At 39.0% G+C, this 20,608-nt stretch carries 16 protein-coding genes and 2 tRNA genes; 11 read left to right on the forward strand and 7 right to left on the reverse strand.

Annotation, left to right across the window (positions count from 1 at the left end; all coding sequences use genetic code 11):
- Nucleotides 1-81: 81 nt before the first annotated feature.
- Nucleotides 82-167 (reverse strand) — tRNA-Leu (locus AC1M9A_RS00100).
- A gap of 9 nt (nucleotides 168-176) precedes the next feature.
- Nucleotides 177-250, reverse strand: a tRNA-Cys gene (locus AC1M9A_RS00105).
- A 153-nt stretch (nucleotides 251-403) separates the two neighbouring features.
- Here AC1M9A_RS00105 and folD point away from each other — a divergent pair.
- Nucleotides 404-1,252 carry a bifunctional methylenetetrahydrofolate dehydrogenase/methenyltetrahydrofolate cyclohydrolase FolD gene (gene folD, locus AC1M9A_RS00110; RefSeq protein ID WP_108619642.1) on the forward strand — a complete coding sequence of 283 codons (849 nt, stop codon included), beginning with the start codon at nucleotides 404-406 and terminating at the stop codon, nucleotides 1,250-1,252.
- A gap of 174 nt (nucleotides 1,253-1,426) precedes the next feature.
- Nucleotides 1,427-2,107, forward strand: coding sequence for a class I SAM-dependent methyltransferase (locus AC1M9A_RS00115; protein ID WP_481609359.1), 681 nt, complete (start codon nucleotides 1,427-1,429; stop codon nucleotides 2,105-2,107).
- Between the two features lie 11 nt (nucleotides 2,108-2,118).
- On the opposite strand, the gene AC1M9A_RS00120 is transcribed toward AC1M9A_RS00115, so the two are convergent.
- Together AC1M9A_RS00120 and AC1M9A_RS00125 are read right to left on the reverse strand one after the other, a co-directional pair.
- Nucleotides 2,119-2,550, reverse strand: a complete 432-nt coding sequence (locus AC1M9A_RS00120) for a hypothetical protein (protein WP_481609360.1) — start codon at nucleotides 2,548-2,550, stop codon at nucleotides 2,119-2,121.
- Nucleotides 2,551-2,692: 142 nt separating this feature from the next.
- Nucleotides 2,693-4,522 (reverse strand): phosphoenolpyruvate carboxykinase (GTP), encoded by a 1,830-nt coding sequence (locus tag AC1M9A_RS00125; RefSeq protein ID WP_481609361.1) that lies wholly within the window; start codon nucleotides 4,520-4,522, stop codon nucleotides 2,693-2,695.
- A 406-nt stretch (nucleotides 4,523-4,928) separates the two neighbouring features.
- Here AC1M9A_RS00125 and AC1M9A_RS00130 point away from each other — a divergent pair, with 406 nt between their 5' ends.
- From AC1M9A_RS00130 to AC1M9A_RS00150, 5 genes are all read left to right on the forward strand, one after another.
- On the forward strand, nucleotides 4,929-5,852 hold the full coding sequence (locus AC1M9A_RS00130; RefSeq protein ID WP_481609362.1) for a diacylglycerol/lipid kinase family protein: 924 nt from the start codon (nucleotides 4,929-4,931) through the stop codon (nucleotides 5,850-5,852).
- On the forward strand, nucleotides 5,849-6,625 hold the full coding sequence (locus tag AC1M9A_RS00135; protein WP_481595646.1) for a metallophosphoesterase family protein: 777 nt from the start codon (nucleotides 5,849-5,851) through the stop codon (nucleotides 6,623-6,625). The genes AC1M9A_RS00130 and AC1M9A_RS00135 overlap by 4 nt, the downstream gene beginning before the upstream one ends.
- A gap of 169 nt (nucleotides 6,626-6,794) precedes the next feature.
- Nucleotides 6,795-7,085 (forward strand): co-chaperone GroES, encoded by a 291-nt coding sequence (locus tag AC1M9A_RS00140; protein WP_004810787.1) that lies wholly within the window; start codon nucleotides 6,795-6,797, stop codon nucleotides 7,083-7,085.
- A gap of 69 nt (nucleotides 7,086-7,154) precedes the next feature.
- Entirely contained in the window at nucleotides 7,155-8,789 is a 1,635-nt protein-coding gene (groL, locus tag AC1M9A_RS00145; protein ID WP_035266940.1) for a chaperonin GroEL, read from the forward strand.
- Between the two features lie 149 nt (nucleotides 8,790-8,938).
- Nucleotides 8,939-10,108, forward strand: coding sequence for a LuxR C-terminal-related transcriptional regulator (locus AC1M9A_RS00150; RefSeq protein ID WP_481609363.1), 1,170 nt, complete (start codon nucleotides 8,939-8,941; stop codon nucleotides 10,106-10,108).
- Nucleotides 10,109-10,143: 35 nt separating this feature from the next.
- On the opposite strand, the gene AC1M9A_RS00155 is transcribed toward AC1M9A_RS00150, so the two are convergent.
- Nucleotides 10,144-11,373, reverse strand: a complete 1,230-nt coding sequence (locus AC1M9A_RS00155; protein ID WP_481609364.1) for a hypothetical protein — start codon at nucleotides 11,371-11,373, stop codon at nucleotides 10,144-10,146.
- 328 nt (nucleotides 11,374-11,701) lie between these two features.
- Between AC1M9A_RS00155 and AC1M9A_RS00160 the strand changes: the two genes are divergently transcribed.
- The 3 genes from AC1M9A_RS00160 (at nucleotide 11,702) to AC1M9A_RS00170 (ending at nucleotide 16,921) form a co-directional block, all read left to right on the forward strand.
- Nucleotides 11,702-14,809, forward strand: coding sequence for a multidrug efflux RND transporter permease subunit (locus tag AC1M9A_RS00160; RefSeq protein WP_481609365.1), 3,108 nt, complete (start codon nucleotides 11,702-11,704; stop codon nucleotides 14,807-14,809).
- Between the two features lie 158 nt (nucleotides 14,810-14,967).
- Nucleotides 14,968-16,305 carry a magnesium transporter gene (mgtE, locus tag AC1M9A_RS00165; RefSeq protein ID WP_481609670.1) on the forward strand — a complete coding sequence of 446 codons (1,338 nt, stop codon included), beginning with the start codon at nucleotides 14,968-14,970 and terminating at the stop codon, nucleotides 16,303-16,305.
- A gap of 40 nt (nucleotides 16,306-16,345) precedes the next feature.
- Complete coding sequence (locus AC1M9A_RS00170; RefSeq protein ID WP_035266953.1) at nucleotides 16,346-16,921, forward strand: DUF4112 domain-containing protein; 576 nt, start codon at nucleotides 16,346-16,348, stop codon at nucleotides 16,919-16,921.
- A 60-nt stretch (nucleotides 16,922-16,981) separates the two neighbouring features.
- On the opposite strand, the gene htpX is transcribed toward AC1M9A_RS00170, so the two are convergent.
- Together htpX and AC1M9A_RS00180 are read right to left on the reverse strand one after the other, a co-directional pair.
- The gene (htpX, locus tag AC1M9A_RS00175) at nucleotides 16,982-17,887 is read right to left on the reverse strand and encodes a protease HtpX (protein ID WP_035266954.1); all 906 of its coding nucleotides are present in this window, start codon (nucleotides 17,885-17,887) and stop codon (nucleotides 16,982-16,984) included.
- A 124-nt stretch (nucleotides 17,888-18,011) separates the two neighbouring features.
- Nucleotides 18,012-18,869, reverse strand: coding sequence for a lytic transglycosylase domain-containing protein (locus AC1M9A_RS00180; RefSeq protein ID WP_481595671.1), 858 nt, complete (start codon nucleotides 18,867-18,869; stop codon nucleotides 18,012-18,014).
- A gap of 514 nt (nucleotides 18,870-19,383) precedes the next feature.
- Here AC1M9A_RS00180 and ttcA point away from each other — a divergent pair.
- Nucleotides 19,384-20,307 carry a tRNA 2-thiocytidine(32) synthetase TtcA gene (gene ttcA, locus AC1M9A_RS00185; protein ID WP_035266955.1) on the forward strand — a complete coding sequence of 308 codons (924 nt, stop codon included), beginning with the start codon at nucleotides 19,384-19,386 and terminating at the stop codon, nucleotides 20,305-20,307.
- Nucleotides 20,308-20,608 lie beyond the last annotated feature (301 nt).

A 20,608-nucleotide genomic window follows, 5' to 3' on the forward strand; every position in this document is an offset into this window, starting at 1 on the left:
TGAGTTTAAAGAAAATGCAGACATAAAAAAACCAGCTTACGCTGGGTTCTTTATTTACACCATTATTCTCTATTAGAAGAATGGTGCCCGAGGCCAGACTCGAACTGGCACGCTTTGAGGGCGGGGGATTTTAAATCCCCTGTGTCTACCGATTTCACCACTCGGGCTTAACAAGATGGAGGCGGAGGTCGGAATCGAACCGGCGTACACGGAGTTGCAGTCCGCTGCATGACCACTCTGCCACCCCGCCATGTCTTGTTGATGCGTATATTAACAAGCTCTGAAAAAAAAACAATAGTGCTTTTATTCGTATGTGCAGAAAAACAGCATATAACGGAAATTATTTAAAATATTCATGTAGAATGTGCGAAATTGATTCATATCAACACTTGGGAGATGTGCCGTGGCATTAGTTTTAGATGGTCGTGCATTGGCAAAACAAATTGAGGCTGATTTGTTAACTCGCGTAGAAGCGTTAAAAGCAAAATCAGGACGTACTCCAATTCTTGCGACGATTTTAGTAGGTGACGATGGTGCATCTGCAACTTATGTGCGTATGAAGGGTAATGCATGCCGCCGTGTTGGTATGGATTCACTTAAAGTTGAACTACCAAAAGAAACTACGACAGAACAATTGCTTGCTGAAATTGAAAAACTCAATGCAAATCCTGATGTTCACGGTATTCTTTTACAACATCCAGTACCTGCGCAAATTGATGAGCGAGCGTGTTTTGATGCGATCTCACTTGAAAAAGATGTGGATGGTGTTACTTGCCTTGGTTATGGTCGTATGGCAATGGGTGAAGCGGCTTACGGTTCTGCGACACCTGCAGGTATTATGACGATTCTGAAAGAAAACAACATTGAAATCGCAGGTAAGCATGCGGTTGTTGTAGGTCGATCTGCAATTTTGGGTAAACCAATGGCAGCTATGCTTCTCGAGGCGAATGCTACTGTAACGATTTGTCACTCTCGTACACAAGACCTTGCTAGCTTTGTGAAGCAAGCGGATATCATTGTGGGTGCAGTGGGTAAAGCTGAATTGATTCAAAAAGATTGGATTAAACCTGGTGCAGTAGTTGTTGATGCTGGTTTCCATCCACGTGATGGCGGTGGTGTGGGCGATATTCAACTTGTTGGTATTGAAGAAATTGCTTCAGCTTACACACCAGTACCGGGTGGTGTAGGTCCAATGACAATCACAACGTTGATTCGTCAAACAGTTGAAGCAGCTGAAAAAGCTTTAGGTTAATATTATCTCCCTCTCTTGCGCCGTATACGGCTCAGGGAGAGGGTTGGGGTTGAGGGTATTGAGTTAGATAAATCCTCTCGCTAACCCTCTCCTTTAAAAGGAGAGGGAATTCTCTTTATTAATTTAGGTTTCGTATTTGAAACTCAAATTTTGTATATTTAAAAATAAAATCCAATGAGCTGTACTTTCCAATTTCCTAAAGTGCCTGAACATTTACTCAAAGCCTTACATGATGTGATTCCAGGTTGTGAACTTCATGCACAGCAATTGCCTGATACACCAATTTCACTTTGGCTCATTCCACCTGTTTTTCCAACCGATAAGCTAGATGATGAAGTTATTCGTCGTATATGGAATGATACGCCATATTGGATTTTCTGTTGGGCATCAGGTTTAGCAATGGCACAATGGTTATTGGCTGAACCGCATCATGTGAAAGACAAAGTGGTTTTAGACTTTGGCGCAGGTTCAGGCGTAGTCGCGATTGCAGCGAAAATGGCAGGGGCAAAGCGTGTCATTTGCTGTGATATCGACCAAGTTAGTTTGGATGCGTGTCGTGCCAATGCTGAATTGAATGATGTTGAGCTTGAATATTTGTATGACTTATATAAAGCTGAGCAGGTTGATATCTTGTTGGCGGCTGATGTGTTGTATGACCAGTGCAATCGTTTCTTCTTGGATGAGTTTTTAAAATTTGCACCTGAAGTGTGGGTGGCGGATAGTCGTGTAAAAAACTTTAGTCATCCGAAGTATGAAAAGCTTGATGAACGCAGTGCAACGACATGGCCAGACTTGGATGAATCACCTGAATTTAGAAATGTCAGTTTTTATAAGACACTCAATGAAGTACATTGAGTGTCCTAAGTTTAGAGTGTGCAGTTAAAGCGAACGACTTGTAAGAGGCTAGGCTTAGTTTCTAAAGAAAGACGTGTATTGTAGTCTTCATTGCTGTATAGGCTTTGAGTGTTTGAGAGTCCGAATGATGTTCGTGATTGACCAATTTGAACCTGTTGAGTTTCTTGTGTTTTATAATTGGGATTAGCAATTTCATTTACACTCAAAATGGTGGTTTTGTATTGTTGAGTGTGCCCTAGAACTTGTTGGCAAGTACGTTGTAATTTGTGTTCATCAATATTTTGGTTGGCACGTGCAGAGAGGGTATACGAAATAGTGGCAGAATTCTCTGATTTATTTTCAATTTGATATCCTGTAGCTCCATTGTGCTGTCTCGGAACAGATTGACAGGCTGTAAGCATAAGTACGATTAAACAAGAGCCAATCATTTCTATTTTTTTCATTATTTGATCCTAATAAGCTGTTTAAATCAGTATGCCATAAGTGTGACAAATTATTGGTACTAATAAACGTTACTAAATACACTTTATTCAGTTTGTTTGAAGTAAAAAAAGGTCACCGAAGTGACCTTTTTTCTCATCATACTTAAGCAGATTTAACCGCTTCTAAAAGCTCAGCTTGACGTTTTTTCAACGCTTCTGGTAAACGATCACCAAGTTTGTTGAATAATTCAGTGTGGCTTTCAAGTTCTTTGATCCATTGATCTTTGTCTTGAGAAGTTACAAGGTCAAATTGTTCTTTCGTAAAGTCAGAACCAGTCCAGTTCAACTGTTCGTATGTTGGAACACGACCAATTGGAGTTTCAATAGCGTCAGCACGACCTTCACAGCGATCGATAATCCACTCAAGAACACGCATGTTTTGACCGAAACCAGGCCATACAAAGTTGCCTTCAGCATCACGACGGAACCAGTTCACGTTGTAAATACCAGGAAGCTTGTTACCAGCAGCAGCAGCTTTCTCGCCAACTTTCTCACCCATTTCTAACCAATGCGTGAAGTAGTCAGCCATGTTGTAGCCAGCAAATGGAAGCATCGCAAATGGATCGCGACGAACGATACCTTGTTGACCAACAGCAGCAGCAGTTGTTTCAGAGCCCATCGTTGCAGCTTTATAAACACCGTCAACCCAGTCAAATGCTTCTGAAATTAGAGGTACTGTATCCGCACGGCGACCACCAAAGATGAACGCAGAGATTGGAACACCTGCTGGATTTTCCCAGTCAGCATCAATAGAAGGGCATTGACCAGCTGAAACTGTGAAACGCGCATTTGGATGAGCCGCTTTTTCTTCACCAGTGTGTGGTTGACCTTTCCAGTTCGTTAGGTTGGCAGGTGCTTCTTTAGAAAGACCTTCCCACCAAACTTCACCGTTGTCAGTCACAGCAACGTTTGTATAGATCACGTCTTTATGAAGCGTAGCCATACAGTTCGGGTTGGTCTTCGTATTTGTACCAGGAGCTACGCCGAAGAAACCTGCTTCAGGGTTGATTGCATATAAGCGACCATCTTCACCTGGTTTGATCCAAGCAATATCGTCACCTACTGTTTCAATCTTCCAACCTTCATAACCTGCTGGTGGAATTAACATTGCAAAGTTTGTTTTACCACAAGCAGATGGGAATGCAGCTGCGATGTAGTGTTTTTCACCTTGTGGATTTGTCACACCAAGGATAAGCATGTGTTCAGCTAACCAGCCTTGCTGACGACCCATGAATGATGCGATACGTAATGCTAAGCATTTTTTACCAAGCAATGCGTTACCACCATAACCAGAACCAAATGACCAAATTTCACGAGTTTCTGGATAATGAACGATGTATTTTTCTTTGTTGCAAGGCCAAGCCACGTCTTTTTGACCTTCTTCCAATGGTGCACCTACAGTGTGTACACATGGAACAAATTCGCCATCAGTGCCTAGAACGTCATAAACAGCTTTACCCATGCGAGCCATTTTAGACATGCTGACTGCAACATAAGGAGAGTCAGTAAGTTCGATACCAATGTGAGCAATATGAGAACCTAAAGGTCCCATAGAGAAAGGTACAACGTACAAAGTACGACCTTTCATAGAACCGTCAAATAAACCGTTTAATTTTTCACGCATAACCGCTGGAGCTTCCCAGTTGTTAGTTGCGCCAGCATCTTCTTTGTTTTCAGAGCAGATAAAAGTACGGTCTTCAACACGAGCAACGTCAGAAGGATCAGAGTTTGCAAGATATGAACCAGGGTGCTTTTCTTGGTTAAGCGCTTGCATTGTGCCGTTAGCGATCATCAAGTCGATATAACGTTGATATTCTTCTGCGCTACCGTCACACCATTCAATTTTTGCTGGCTTTGTTAGTTTAGCAATCTCTTCCACCCAAGCAATAAGCTTAGGGTGACGAACGAATTCTGGTGCGTTCACTTGGGTCATGGTGAGGCCTATATCAAAAGTGTACAATGTGGTGTACAAATAATATCTAGATGCTGGTTTGCAGACTCTAGATTCAGTATGAAAAAAAGTGGCTGTATTAAAGCATATTTTCTTAAAAAAAATAAGACCAAAGGCTTAAATAGTGCTTAAGACTTGTTTGGTGTTAAGTTTATGTAATTATTTGATATTTTTTTAAAAAATGAGTAATTTCTTTTTCATTTTTAAATTTTATGTTTGGTATTTTTGGTTAAAATATTCATTTAAAATAAAAACTTAATTAAATTATGAGATCAATTCTCATCATCGAAAAATTAAATGAACATCATTTAAAAATTACATAAATTGGCTTTTAATTGAGTAGTAAATAGACGAAATTTTAAAGTAATTCAATTTTTAAAGCCATAAAATGAATTCAATGCTTAAGCCTTTGTCTATGATTTTTAATGAAAAATCTGGATTCCATGCCACCAATAATGATCAAATTTATGAGCAACTCATGCATTACTGGACAGATCTAGGTTTTGAAATACAAGTTTTTGATATTGCATCAGAAATGAGTGTTCAAGCACTCATTGAAAAAGTTCATCTTCGACATTTAAATCACGATAATCAGGGGGTGATTGTGGTTGCTGGCGGGGATGGAACGTTAAATTCTGTGGCTAATTATTTATTACATCAAACCATCCCTTTGACAATTTTACCTTTAGGGACGTTCAATTATGTTGCACGGGTTTTGAATATTCCTTTAGATATTCTCGAAGCTGCAAAACTGGTGGTTGAAGGTAAGCCTAAAGCGGTACATGTGGCAAAAATTAATGATGCCATTTATCTAAATAACGCGAGTTTGGGTCTTTATCCATTGTTTATTAAAAAAAGAGAGTTATATAACCAAAAACTAGGGCGTCTACCATTACATGCCTATACTTCTGGCTTAGACGTGTTGATTCGTGATCGTAAAGAATTAAAGTTAGAAATTGAGGTGGATGGTGTAAATTATGCAGTTAAAACCCCTTTATTATTTTTAGGTAATAACCAACTTCAATTAAAAGAAATGAACCTCAATATCGCTAAAACGGCAGAAGAGGGTCGGGTTGCGGGAGTTGTACTTGCTCGCACGGATAAGCTGAGTATTTTTAAAACACTCATCCAACTCGTTCGTGGAAAATTAGATCAGGCAGCAGACGTATATAGTTTTAGTGCGGATCATGTGCGCATACGTTCTCATCAAAAAAAGATGACTGTAGCAATCGATGGAGAAATTATTCAACTGGATTCACCATTAGATATTCATGTTGAAAGAAATGCACTGACCTTAATGGTGCCACAATGATTTTACATTTGTCTGATTTGCATTTTGGGACTGAGCAACAAGATTGCTTAGATGCAATTACTCACTTTGTTGCAGAACATTTGATCGAAGCTGTTGTGGTCAGTGGTGATCTCACTCAAAGGGCAAGATTTTCACAGTTTTATCACTGCAAAAAATTTCTAGAAGAACTTAATGTTCCTTATATTGTGATTCCGGGTAATCACGATATTCCTTTGTTTCATTTATGGCGCAGATTTTTAAGTCCGTTTCATCGGTATAAGTTGTTTTTTGGTGAAATGGAACAGACCTTAGAAACTGAGCATTTTTATATTATAGGAATCAATACAATTCACCCTAAGTACCATACCAAAGGTCGTATTACTGAGTTTCAAATTCAGGATGTTGATCAAAAAATGAAATTGGCTCCTCAAGATAAATTAAAAATTCTGCTTACGCATCAACCTTTCTATAGTGGTGATCACGGTATAAATATGTCTAAAGATCGTCCTAAAAATACTGAAAAAGCCCTAAAGACATGGGCAAGCTCAGGGTTGAATGCAATTCTACATGGTCATTTACATGTATCTGCTGTTTATGATCTGAATAAGATTTTCCAACTTAATGCTCAACATCCAATATTGGATATTCATGCAGGTACCGCTACGTCACATCGTTTACATCATGACTTTTCTAATAGTTTTAATCTAATTGATGAAAAACTGAAGGTGCGTGAATATCGCTTTGATTCGAGATTCAAGAAATTTTATTTAGTTGCAAATCGGAATGAAGGCTAAATTATCGAAATGCCTAAAAAAAATACAAAAAATTAAATTTTTTTTCATTTTCCCCTTGAAGCAATTTTTTCCATCCCCACAAAAGTGACATCAAATAATTTTGGTGGTGATCTAAGGAAATTAAGATCACGACTATTAATCAAAAGACTTAGTCTGATGGAGTATTTTTATGAGCAACATTCGTCCATTACATGACCGTGTAGTAATTCGTCGTGTTGAAGAAGAAACAAAAACAGCTGGCGGCATTTTATTGCCAGGTTCTGCTGCAGAAAAGCCTGCTCAAGGTGAAATTATTGCAGTTGGTAATGGTCAGATCACTGACAATGGCGTTCGCGCTTTAGATGTAAAAGTAGGTGACAAGGTATTGTTTGGTACTTATGCAGGAACAACTGTGAAAGTAGATGGCGAAGAACTATTAATCATGAAAGAGTCAGATATTTTAGCTGTTTTAGAAGGCTAATTGATTCTTTTTAATACTACTCATTTAATCAATCAGATTTAGTAATTTTAATAATATTCGGAGTCAAATATGTCAGCTAAAGACGTTAAATTTGGTGATTCAGCTCGCACAAAAATGATCGCAGGTGTGAATATCCTTGCAGATGCGGTTAAGGTTACACTTGGTCCTAAAGGCCGTAACGTAGTTATCGATCGTTCATTCGGTGCGCCACACATCACTAAAGATGGTGTTTCTGTAGCGAAAGAAATCACATTAAAAGACAAGTTTGAAAACATGGGTGCTCAACTTGTTCGTGAAGTTTCTTCTAAAACAAATGACATCGCAGGTGACGGTACTACAACGGCAACTGTTTTAGCTCAAGCAATTTTGAACGAAGGGATCAAGTCAGTAACTGCGGGTATGAACCCAATGGACTTGAAGCGCGGTATTGATATTGCAGTTAAAGCTGTTGTTGCAGATATTAAAGCAACTGCTAAACCAGCATCTGATTCTAAAGCGATTGAACAAGTTGGTTCGATTTCTGCGAACTCTGATACGACTGTTGGTTCACTGATCGCTCAAGCGATGGAAAAAGTGGGTAAAGAAGGTGTAATCACTGTTGAAGAAGGTTCAGGCTTTGAAGATTCTCTAGATGTTGTAGAGGGTATGCAGTTTGACCGTGGTTATATTTCTCCATACTTCGCAAACAAACAAGATACATTAACTGCTGAATTGGAAAACCCATTTATCCTTCTTGTTGATAAGAAAGTAAGCAACATCCGTGAGTTGATTACAGTTCTTGAGGCAGTTGCGAAAACAGGTAAACCACTTCTAATCATCGCTGAAGATGTTGAAGGTGAAGCACTTGCAACGCTTGTTGTAAACAACATGCGTGGCATCATCAAAGTATGTGCTGTTAAAGCACCAGGCTTCGGTGATCGTCGTAAAGCAATGCTTCAAGATATCGCGATCTTAACTGGTGGTACTGTGATTTCTGAAGAAATCGGTATGCAGTTAGATCAAACAACACTTGAACATTTAGGTACTGCACACAAAGTAACTGTATCTAAAGAAAACACAGTGATTGTTGATGGTGCAGGCGATGCGAATCAAATTGCTGAGCGTGTTCAACAAATTCGTGCGCAAATCGAAGAATCAACTTCAGAATACGACAAAGAAAAACTTCAAGAGCGTGTTGCTAAATTAGCAGGCGGTGTAGCAGTGATCAAAATCGGTGCTGCAACTGAAGTTGAAATGAAAGAGAAGAAAGATCGTGTAGACGATGCTCTTCATGCAACTCGTGCTGCTGTTGAAGAAGGTGTTGTTGCGGGTGGTGGTGTTGCATTAGTACGTGCAGCTAAAGCACTTGACGGTGTAACGGGTATTAACGATGATCAAAACGTAGGTATCAACATCCTTCGTCGTGCGATTGAAGCGCCACTTCGTCAAATCGTATCTAACGCAGGTGACGAACCATCTGTAGTGATTAATGCAGTTAAAAATGGCGAAGGCAACTTTGGTTATAACGCTGCGACTGGTGAATACGGCGATATGCTAGAGATGGGTATTCTTGATCCAGCGAAAGTTACTCGTTCTGCACTTGAGCATGCTGCGTCTGTTGCGGGCTTAATGTTAACAACTGAGTGCATGATTACAGAGATCCCAGAAGATAAACCAGCTATGCCTGACATGGGCGGTATGGGTGGTATGGGCGGTATGATGTAATTCATCCCACAGCCTAAAAAATCCCCGCTTTAAGCGGGGATTTTTTTGTCATCTGTCTGATAAATATTTGAATACTATTGTAAATATTGAATAAAATCCTTGTAGAGCGCTAATCTAAAGGAACATTAACACCATGATTGGGGGTGATGATGTTAACTGTTCAAGAAAATCAAATCATAGAAGAAATTTATGAGGCTGCCTTAAAGCCACATCACTGGGAAAATGTTTTAAAACAGGTCGTGGAATTTACACAGAGTTCAACGGCGATCTTTACTTACTTTGATCAGCTTCGGCCCGAACAAAATTTTATTTACACCATTAATATCCCGATTGATGGAATTCAAAATTATCAAACGTATAACTTAGATGCCCTAGACATGCGTATTCATGGTGAGTTAATGAATAACTATGGATTAGAGCATGCCTATCAAATTGATTGTCGATCATATGCTGAAACAGATAATGAGGATTTGAAGAACTTTTATGAATATTGTTTAGTTCCTTCAAACATCTGTTATCTCAGTGGGGTATTGCTAGAGTATGGAAAATATAAATGGGGCGTGCTTGCGGTACATCGACCCTCAGATGCAGTTGCTTATGAGGCTGCTGAATTACAAAGTTTAGAAAGACTCGCAAAACACTTTAGAAGAGCGATTCAAATTCATCGACAAATTAAGTTTCTTCAAAATGATAGAAGTAATTACACCGAAATTTTAGATAAGTTGAATGTGGGTGTGCTCATCGTTCAATCTAACCTAGAAGTGAGATTTGTGAATCAGTATGCGAAGGATTGTTTGAATGATACGAGTATGATTGAAATAGATTTGCATAACAGATTAAAAATAATCGAGCCTTATAATACTCAATTAAAAAAATTGGTGCAGAGCACATTCAAAAAGAATGAGCGTTATTCATTAGAGAGGCATGATCAAGAAGAAGTTGGGGGTGCAATGCAGTTATATAGCGATCGACATCAATCAGCTTACTTAATCACAGTCTCACCACTTAAGGTGCTGTCAGATTCAATGATCTTAGACAATAATCAAGTTGCATTATTCTTATCAAAAATGCAGGATCGAAAACGCTTGTCTAAAATATTACTGAAGTCAACATTCCAACTGACAGCTCGAGAAATTGAAATTTGTCAGCATTTTATGGACGATCAGCATCTTGAAAATATTGCTTTGAAATGTGGGATTACGCTGAGTTCACTGCGGACATATCTGAAAACGATTTATCAGAAGTTAGGATGCTCCTCACAAGCTGAAATGATGCGGATTTTGATCGAATTTATTGATGCTTTTCAGCATATTGAATAATCCCCCTTTAACGAAGATGTTGAAGGGGGATAAAATTAATTCATTCTGGTCAGTGTAAATGTGCCTTCATCTGCCACGGTAAAGCTTAAACTTTGAGTAGAAATTTGTAATGGTAAGCCTAAATGCGCGTCTGTATTGGATAATCCAGCACAACCATTTGTATCAATGCTGAGGGGCGTGGTAACAAAGAGCTTGTTGTCGCGTAATTGATAACGACCATACTCAATACCAGGGCCACCACAAGGTCCGTCATATGGATCTGGTTGATCATCGCCAATAGCATCTACCATAATGAAAGTGTTATTAGAATTAAATACGAAAATTTGTTTACCACTTGAGGACTGCCATGCGCCTACAATTCCACTATTATTTCGAGGAACTCGCGTAAATTCTGCACTTTCATCAAGATTATTATCATCAAAAATTTTGAGTTTAGAACCATTAAAAGATAGCCTTAATGAACGTGATTCCCCATCATCGAGAAGTCCCCAATCTTCATTTGTGTCAATGACAGGCGTAGTACTATCTATGGAAGAAGTATAAAAGCTACCACTCAAAGCATCTAGATTAATCTTGGCGTATTCCATGCCATTTGAAGAATTATTGGGCTCACTTGGGATTGGTTCACCAAGCATATATTCGCCATTCTCTCCAATAAATAACACAATTTCAGACTCATTGTTTTTTGCATACCATACGCCTTGAATGTCTTTGAGCAGTGAGCTGCTAAAATGTTCTTTAGCTTGCTCTTCACTGACTACTGTATTGGAGGCAATTTCAGGAATATTGATAATTTGAGCTTGAAGTCGCTCTCTAAAATCACTCGTCGTATCGCTGAAATCAATCGCTGAAGGCGAGAGAGTTGAAACATCATCAGGGATTTGTATGGTCTCTTTATCCTCATCGATATCCAGTGATTGTAAAAAAATCAGTAGATTGATAATTCTGTTGTTACGTTCATCTGCATTTAAATCTTCATCCACGAGTTCATTTGGTGTCACACGAGCTAAGCCTTGTACAGTACCAATTTCGATATCACCAATTTTAAATGTAATGACATCTCCATCTTGATATTCAAATTCCCCATTTGCATTGGTTTTCTTCGCATTGTCATTATTGCCATTCACGATATACGTCGCACCTGCTACTGGGCTGTCAGTCAGTATTCCTATTTTAATCTGATCATCATTTTTTGCGGATTTATCCGAACCACCACAAGCTGCTAAACAGGTACTGAGCGCCAGTGTTAGAAGAGCTTTTTTCATCATTTCCCCCAAATCATTCGTATTTTTGTACCTCGAATATAGTTTTAAAAAATTGAATATGACTATCCTCAAATTGGGAGGGGGTGATGGCATTAATGCTGCGTAATTTTAGAAGTTTTTTACTTTTGAGAAATTGCGCAAATTTTTTTTGAAGGATCAGATAAGCGGTTCATAGGTGAGGGCTTCATATTTTCTTCTTAATTCAATCAATGTTGATCGTTTCTGTTATTAGTTCTTGTTTTTTTATTCATAGTCACTGAATATCAATTAAATTTTTATATATTTTAATGAAAACACTTTCTAGAATTCTTTTGACGGCTTAACGACTATGTTATCTAAGTTCTTTATTGAACGACCTATTTTTGCTGGCGTACTTGCGATTATTGTCATGGCAATTGGTATATTTGCGGTGATGAGCTTACCGGTAGAACGCTATCCTGATATTGCTCCGCCAAGAATTACTGTATCAGCAACTTACACAGGAGCTGATGCCGAAACAGTTGAGGAAAGTGTCACACAGGTCATAGAACAACAAATTAAAGGAATTGATAACTTACTTTATTTTAGCTCTACCAGTAATGCATCTGGGAATAGTCGAATTAGTTTAAGTTTTGAAAACGGAACTGATCCAGACACAGCACAAGTCCAAGTTCAAAATAGCATTAATGGGGTGATCAATCGTTTGCCTGAAGACGTGCAGCGTCAAGGGGTCAATGTCTATAAATCCTTAGGTGACACCTTTATGGTGGTGGGGTTATATGACACTACGAACCAAAGTAATAATATTGCGTTGTCAGATTATTTGGCTGATCACATTGAACCAGAAATTGCGCGTGTAGAAGGTGTTGGTGAGGTTGATGTCTTTGGTTCTCAATATGCCATGCGTATTTGGCTAGATCCGAACTTATTGAAACAATATCAGTTGATGCCTAGTGATATTCGTGCCGCAATTGAAGCACAAAATACACAAGTTGCTGCAGGTGGAATCGGAGATTTACCGACAGTAGCAGACCAGTATCTTAATGCAAAAGTTACCGCTGGATCACGACTAAGAACAGTCGATGAATTTAAAAATATCATTGTCAAAGCGACCCCTGATGGAAGTTTTATTTATTTAAAAGATGTAGCACGCATTGAGTTAGGTGCTGAAAATTATCAAGCTTTTAATACCATTAATGGATCACCTTCAGCAGGCTTGGCTGTTTCAATGTCATCTGGTGCAAATGCTCTTGCAACCTCAGCTAAAATTAAAGAAGTACTTGAGGACATTAAGAAAAAACTTCCTGAAGGCTATCAAATTGTCTACCCACGAGATAACACGCCGTTTGTTCAAGAGTCCATTAAAGAAGTTGTAAAGACCTTAGTTGAAGCCATTATCTTGGTCGTGTTGGTCATGTTTATCTTTTTACAAAGCTGGCGCGCAACACTTATTCCAACGGTCACGGTTCCAATTGTTATTTTGGGCACTTTCGCCGTCTTATTTGCGCTCGGAATGACCATCAATACATTGACACTTTTTGCATTAGTTCTTGCGATTGGATTACTTGTAGATGATGCAATTGTGGTGGTCGAAAATGTCGAACGTTTGATGCATGAAAAGGGGCTATCTGCAAAGCAAGCGTCTATCTTATCTATGCAAGAGATGACGGGGGCTTTAATTGGAATTACAGTGGTGCTAACTGCAGTATTTATTCCGATGGCTTTTTTTACAGGATCGACAGGAGTTATATACCGTCAGTTTTCAATTACCTTGATTGCAGCCATGTCACTGTCATTGTTGGTCGCGTTAATTCTCACACCAGCATTGTGTGCGATTATTCTTAAACCCAAACAAAAAGAAGCAAAATGGGCGACATGGTTTAATACAAAAATGGAATCATTACGATTGCATTATCTAAAGTGGGTTGAAAAAAGCCTGTCACTAAAATGGATCGTTTTAACCAGTTTTGCTGGGTTAATTGTGATTTTTGCTTTGTTTTATAAGTCGCTTCCAACCAGCTTTATTCCAAGTGAAGATCAAGGTTTTATCAGTGTCCAATTCAGTTTACCTGAAGGCGCACCTATGACAGAAAGTCAGCTTGTTGGTGAAAGTATTCGAGAGTATTTTCTTGAACAAGAAAAACAGAATGTTAGGTTGGTTCAAATTCGTTATGGACGAAATTTTTCAGGAACGGGTCAAAATTTAGGAACAGGATTTGTAGCATTACATCATTGGGATGATCGTCCAGGTGAGACAAACTCTGCACAAGCCATTCGTGAACGAGCGATGGAGTTCTTTAGAAAAGACAGTCGCGCTCGGATTATGGTGAGTTTGCCAGGTTCTGTAAGTGGTCTTGGCGATACAAACGGCATCGAGTTTTGGCTGCAAGATTTAAATGGACAAGGACGACAGTATTTAGAAGATCAATTTCAAGCGCTAGAACGACAGGCAATCAACTTCACGACTTTTGAAAATTTGGGCAAACGCTCTAATCCAGATAAAGCCAAATTGAAAGTGAATATCAATCAAAAATTAGTGATGGCGAATGGTCTTTCACAATCTGCGATTAATAGCACTTTGGCTGCAGCTTGGGGTGGTTCTTATGTGAACGACTTTATTGATCGCGGACGTATTAAACGCGTCATGATGCAGGGGGATGCCGAGTATCGTTCAAAGCCTGAAGATCTCAATTTATGGTCTGTACGAAATAATCAAAATCAAATGATTTCATTTGCTAATTTTGCCACTGTGGATTGGGATGGAGGCCCTGATGTGGTGACTCGTTTCCAAGGTTATTCCGCGCTACAAATGGAAGCAGACACTGCAAAAAATGTGAGCAGTGGTGCTGCAATGCGTGATATCAAGTCTATGGTTGATCAATTGGACGGGGTTGGGCTAGCGTGGAGTGGATTATCGTTTCAAGAGCAACAATCGAGTACACAAGCCATTTGGCTTTATCTCATCTCTGTTGGCTTTATCTTTCTATGTTTAGCTGCCTTATATGAAAGTTGGTCGATACCTTCTGTTGTGATTGCTGCTATTCCATTGGGTATTGGCGGTAATATTATTTTTAGTTGGTTGGTCGGATTTCCAAACGATATCTACTTCCAAATTGCGTTACTTACGACGATTGGGTTGTCATGTAAAAATGCCATCTTAATTGTTGAATTTGCGGCAATGGCTCAGGAGCGTGGAGCTAACGCGATTGCTGCTGCTTTACAAGGTGCAAGTTTACGCTTACGTCCAATTTTAATGACTTCACTTGCTTTTGGTGCAGGGGTTATACCTTTGGTATTTGCATCAGGTGCAGGTGCTGCCAGTCGTCAAGAAATTGGTGTCAGTGTCCTTGGGGGGGTAATTTTCGGCACAATTTTAGTTCTTGTCTTTATTCCCTTTATGTTTGTTATCGTTCGGAATATTTTCAAATATAAATCAAAATCAGCATCTGAAACTTAATATGGTATCCGCAGTACAGCGAATATTGTACTGCGGTTGATCTAATCCATTTTTAAATATTAGTTTTTGACAAGACCAATACGCACTAACATGTTCAATCAGTGTTAGCATGCCTTGCGTAATTCTAAACGATAATAAATGAAGCGATTATGGATCAAATTAAACAAGATCATAAAATTGAAGCATTACAACAAGCATTGATCAATTCTGATGTCGCTCAGATTGATCATATTGCGGATACGATTAATCCTGCAGATTTGGCTTTGTTTTTACAGCAATTAGAAATCGATCAACAAATACAACTTATCCACCATTTAGAAAACGCGGCATATGTATTTGAGTTTTTGCCACTCAATCATCAAGTACAGTTGGTTAAAAAAATGGACGGCAAAAGTACAGTCCAGTTAATTGGTTCAATGCATTCAGACGCTCGAACAGATTTGTACAAAGCTTTACCGGATCAAATTAAAACATTTATTTTTGCGAATTTAGATCGAGAAACGAAGCAGCAAGTTCAATCTTTGGCACTGTATGCTGAGGAAACAGCTGGTGCGATCATGACATCTGATTATGTCACTTTGCCATCAGACATCTCAATGCAACAAGCTTTAGAGATTTTGCGCCATTCCGCCAAAGATACTGAAACCTTATATCTGATCTATATTACCAATCAATTTCAGAAACTTGAGGGTGTAATTTCTCTTAGAGAAATTGTGCAAGCACCTTTGGATAAAACAGTCCAAGAAGTAATGACCACTGACGTCATTTACGGACGGGTAGATGAGGATCAGGAATCAGTGGCAAAAAAATTAAGCCACTATGATTTTATCGCCTTACCCATTTTAGATCATGATGACCATCTACTCGGTATCGTCACTTATGATGATGCTATGGATGTATTCCAAGAAGAATTTACCGAGGACTTTTTGAAAAGTGGGGCGGTAGAGCTTAAAGAAAATATCAGTATTCGTTCAGCACCAATATTATTGTTATTTAGACAACGTGTTTTTTGGCTAGTGTTTCTGGTCTTTGGCAGCCTACTTTCGAGTATTGGGATCGCCCATTATGAAGACATCATTGCTGCGCATATTGTTTTGGTTTTCTTTTTACCGCTATTGGTTGGGAGTGGTGGTAACGCAGGCTCCCAATCTGCAACCTTGATGGTTCGAGCAATCGCAACTGGCGATGTAAAAGCCAAGGATTGGTTTGTGTTGCTTGGTCGTGAAGCGATGGTTGCTCTATGTTTGGGTGCAACGATGGCTGCAGCTGTTTGTATTCTTGGCTATATCCGTGGAGATATGATGGTCGCTTTAGTGCTTGCGATCAGTATGATGGGTATTGTCATGATGGGCTGTCTGATCGGGATGAGTTTACCATTTGTACTCAATAAGTTAGGACTCGATCCTGCAAGCGCATCTGCGCCCTTGGTCACTTCAATATGTGATGCAACTGGTGTATTGGTCTATTTATTTATTGCTTCACAACTCTTATTCTAAGGCTATGACTGATGGAGTATCTTTGCAGGATGTTGCTTAAATGACAAATAAAAATAAATTAACCCAAGCTGAAGTCATCAAAATGGAACGCGATCTTGCCAAGTTCGCAAACATGATGGATTCCGTCGTAAGAATTCCATTCACTAAACAAGGGGTAGGGGCTGATGCAGCATTGAGCACGATTCCTGTGGCGGGTGACGTAGCTGGATTTGTACTTACGTGTTATGCAGTATTACAAGCTCGAAAAATCGGTGTGCCCCAATCTAAATTGAATGGCGTGCTTAAACTTGCTGTGATGGATGGTGTAGTAGGTTTAATCCCTGTTGCAGGTACACTTTTTGATGTGTTTATTCGACCGAGTCGCAAGGCTTTAGATGTGGTTCATGATCATATCCGTGAAGAGTATCAGATACATTCAGACCATCATGTGGTACACCCATTTTTACATGAAAACTTAGAGCGTAAACAGCAGAACTCTGCCTTCTGGCGAAATCCTGTCGTGGCATGGATTTGGATTCATATTCCTGATTTACTGGGTCTTCTGTTTTTAATTATTTTTGGTGTTGCCTTATGGTTTGGCGTCACGTTCTTATGGCAATGGTTTCAATCTATTTAAAGTCTTATAGATTGAGTCCATTAAAAAAGCCTCCCTATGGAGGCTTTTTTTAGAAGCAGATTAAGGACAATCAAGTTGTTGTAATGCTGCTACACGTTGCTCAATTGTTGGGTGTGTTTGGAATAGTGCAGCAAGGCTGAATCCTTCTTCACGACCTGATGAAATTGAGAAAGCTTTCATTTCTTTAGGCATTTGATCTGGCATTTCAGTTTCTGCTTGTAAGCGAAGTAATGCACTGATCATCGCTTGTTTACCCGCTAAACGCGCGCCAGCCTCATCAGCACGATATTCACGATAGCGAGAGAACCACATGACAATTGCCGAAGCAAGAATACCGAATACGATATCTAACACGATTGTAATGAGGAAATAGCTCCAGCCCGGTGCTTCACCTTCTTCACGACCAAATACGTTGCGATCTACAAAGTCGCCGACGATACGCGCGAAGAACATCACAAACGCGTTGACTACACCTTGGACTAAAGCAAGGGTGACCATGTCACCATTAGCAACGTGACCAATTTCATGCGCCAACACTGCACGTAATTCATCTTTATTCATGCGTTCCAATAAGCCTGTTGAAACAGCGACTAAAGCATCGTTTTTGTTCCAACCAGTTGCGAAAGCATTTGATTGATAAGATGGGAAAATACCAACTTCTGGCATTTTAATACCAGCACGTTGAGAAAGTTGTGCCACTTCATTGAGTAACCATGCTTCCGCTTGGTTGCGTGGAGCATTGGGATCAATTAACTCTGTACCTGTGGTTTTCTTTGCAATCCACTTTGACATGAATAGGGAGATTAAAGAACCCACCATACCAAAGACAAAACAGATCACAAGTAAATTGCCAAGATTCAAGCCACCCGCGCCATGGTAACTACCGACACCGAAGAGTGACAAGATTATGCCAGCTACCACCAGTACCGCGAGGTTGGTCAGCAAAAACAAACCAATCCGCATCATCGAGAAAATCCTCTTATAAATAAAATTTAATAAGCTTTTTGAATTAAAAAACCTACGTCAAATATGCTTTCGAATAGGGAAAATTTCAAGAAAAAAATAAAAAATATAACGAAAAAAATTGAGATTAATTCGAAATATAGATCTTCGCTGATGCTGTGGCATTATTTGTAGAATATGAACCAGCTGGTGCGTCAGTAAAACTGCCATCAGCGGCCACAATAATTTGGCGAGGAGGTGACTTTGGTTTAGATGGTGCAGTCACTTGAGCTGATAAATTCTGATTGTTATAGCTCGGTGAACTTAACTTAGAGGATGCTGAAGCTGCATAACTATTGGTTGGATTTGAGCCTACACCATTGGCGTATAAATTATTGTAACGACTGAGTACACGTCTGACATAGTCTTGAGTTTCACGAAAGGGCGGAATTCCACCATATTTAGCAACATTTCCTTCGCCAGCATTATAACCCGCTAATGCCAATTGCGTATTGCCATTAAAGCGTTTCAATAGCCAAGCCAAATATTTTGCACCAGCGAAAATATTTTGTTCAGGATCATATGCATTATTGACATTAAATCGTTGTGCAGTCGCAGGCATCAATTGCATAAGACCCTGAGCACCAACAGGGGAGCGTGCATGTATATTAAAACCAGACTCTGTGTGCATCACCGCTTTAATGAGTCCTTCAGAAATGCCGTGTCGTTGAGCTGCTTGGCGAATATAGCCATCAAAGGCATTTCGATTTTTACTATGGCTTGGGAGAACAGATGCTTCATTGCTTCCCCAATTGCTGTAACTATGAATATTGCTATCTGGATAGTAGGTTTTCTTTTCAACTTTAAGATGGTTGTATTTGTTTTTGCGGTTGGTCAGTACGGTAGTGCCGTTTGAATCTTTAAGCTGATAGATTGTTTGACCTGCAGAAGCCTGTGGCGAGAATATTAGAAAATTCACACACCCAAATAACGCTATGACTTTTATTTTATTTGTAGTTTTCATCATTCGAACACTATTTTTGTCCCTAAATGATATGTGGGTGATTTTCTGCAATGGAGATGTCTCTCGACTATGTAATGTTTTTTAACAATTCGTTGTAAAAAAATCAAGTCTTAATTGTTGGCTTAATATCCAAAAAAATTATTTATTTTTATTTATAAACAACTGCTTGACACATATAAGTTATTGAATTTTAAGGATATAGAATAGTGGTTAAAAAATGATCAATCTAAGGGAAAGCACCATCTTATCTTGCCAAAACTTTGTCAACCCCTAAAAAGTCCACAATTTTATCCACAGGTTTTGTGGAAAACTGTGGAAAAGTCCAAAAGATAAGCAATTCGACTAAAAAATGAACCCAAGCGTCCATTTTAGATGTGTGAATAAGACAGTGTTATGAAAAAATAAAAATTAGATGTAAAAAACAGATTCTTTAGATGCGATTAAGCACTGAATCAGCTAAAATTGCGCAGTATTTTTTTTATGGTTAATGTCGTCTATGTACTCGCCAGTTGAATCCAACCAAGGATTTAATTTTAAGCCAGAGCCACCTACAAGTTCTGCATATTATCGTTTATTAAAAAAACTTCGTCGTCAAGTAGGTCATGCAATCCGTGACTACAAAATGATTGAGGATGGCGATAAGGTCATGGTATGTATTTCAGGTGGTAAAGATAGCTATACCATGCTGGACATTCTCCTGCAGTTTAAACGCATAGCACCAATCAATTTTGATGTTGTGGCTGTGAATCTTGATCAGAAACAACCAGGGTTCCCTGAGGATGTATTACCCCGTTATTTAGAAGAAAATAACATTCCGTACTACATCTTAGAAAAAGATACATATAGCATTACCAAAAAGCTTACACCTGAAGGTAAAACCTATTGTGCAGTGTGCTCACGCTTGCGCCGTGGTTCTTTATATGGTTTTGCTCAAGAAATTGGCGCGACCAAAGTTGCTTTAGGTCATCATCGTGATGATATTATGGCAACGTTCTTCTTGAACCTATTCCATGGCGGTAGTTTAAAGGCGATGCCACCAAAACTACTTTCATCGGATAAAAAGAATATTTTGATTCGTCCTTTGGCGTATGTTGAAGAGAAAGACATCATCAAATACGCTGAAATGCGCAAATTCCCAATTATTCCATGTAACTTGTGTGGTTCGCAGGAAAACTTACAGCGCGCAATCATCAATGATATGTTGCGTGAATGGGATAAAGCTCATCCAAAACGTTTACACAGCATTTTTGGCGCGTTACAGAATGTCTCGCCATCGCAATTGGCTGACCGAGATCTTTTCGATTTTGAAGCCTTAGATGGACAACGTGAAGTTGATTTTGATGTAACTTGTTCAACAGCCGAAGGGGACACACCAAATAAGCGTATTAGCATGGTCAATCTCGGTTTTGCTGCTGAGTAATTCGTCTTAATAAAAAAAGCACTTTTCGAAGTGCTTTTTTTATTTCTTAGATTTTTACATTTTAATGAAGGTGTTGAGTCGATTTACAAAATGATGTTTTTTGTCACTTTAGGTCGTAGTACCGATACAAAAAATCATTGACAAACTTGTGAAAAAATAAAGATTTGATGATATTTAGGCGATTAGTTTTATTTACAAAAAAAATCGAACGCAGAGTACAAAAAAACGTATCGCATTTGGAAAATATCATGCTATAACTCTCTCAAGCGTAAAGCTTCTACATGTTGTTATCTTGGATAGG

It is taken from the genome of Acinetobacter sp. ANC_7634, assembly GCF_056779875.1.

What these genes read in the sequence shown, in the direction of transcription:
- AC1M9A_RS00115 (WP_481609359.1), top strand. Translation starts at nt 1,427, where the DNA reads ATGAGCTGTACTTTCCAATTTCCTAAAGTGCCTGAACATTTACTCAAA.
- AC1M9A_RS00120 (WP_481609360.1), bottom strand. Translation starts at nt 2,550, where the DNA reads ATGAAAAAAATAGAAATGATTGGCTCTTGTTTAATCGTACTTATGCTT.
- AC1M9A_RS00125 (WP_481609361.1), bottom strand. Translation starts at nt 4,522, where the DNA reads ATGACCCAAGTGAACGCACCAGAATTCGTTCGTCACCCTAAGCTTATT.
- AC1M9A_RS00130 (WP_481609362.1), top strand. Translation starts at nt 4,929, where the DNA reads ATGAATTCAATGCTTAAGCCTTTGTCTATGATTTTTAATGAAAAATCT.
- AC1M9A_RS00135 (WP_481595646.1), top strand. Translation starts at nt 5,849, where the DNA reads ATGATTTTACATTTGTCTGATTTGCATTTTGGGACTGAGCAACAAGAT.
- AC1M9A_RS00140 (WP_004810787.1), top strand. Translation starts at nt 6,795, where the DNA reads ATGAGCAACATTCGTCCATTACATGACCGTGTAGTAATTCGTCGTGTT.
- groL (WP_035266940.1), top strand. Translation starts at nt 7,155, where the DNA reads ATGTCAGCTAAAGACGTTAAATTTGGTGATTCAGCTCGCACAAAAATG.
- AC1M9A_RS00150 (WP_481609363.1), top strand. Translation starts at nt 8,939, where the DNA reads ATGTTAACTGTTCAAGAAAATCAAATCATAGAAGAAATTTATGAGGCT.
- AC1M9A_RS00155 (WP_481609364.1), bottom strand. Translation starts at nt 11,373, where the DNA reads ATGAAAAAAGCTCTTCTAACACTGGCGCTCAGTACCTGTTTAGCAGCT.
- AC1M9A_RS00160 (WP_481609365.1), top strand. Translation starts at nt 11,702, where the DNA reads ATGTTATCTAAGTTCTTTATTGAACGACCTATTTTTGCTGGCGTACTT.
- AC1M9A_RS00170 (WP_035266953.1), top strand. Translation starts at nt 16,346, where the DNA reads ATGACAAATAAAAATAAATTAACCCAAGCTGAAGTCATCAAAATGGAA.
- htpX (WP_035266954.1), bottom strand. Translation starts at nt 17,887, where the DNA reads ATGATGCGGATTGGTTTGTTTTTGCTGACCAACCTCGCGGTACTGGTG.
- ttcA (WP_035266955.1), top strand. Translation starts at nt 19,384, where the DNA reads ATGTACTCGCCAGTTGAATCCAACCAAGGATTTAATTTTAAGCCAGAG.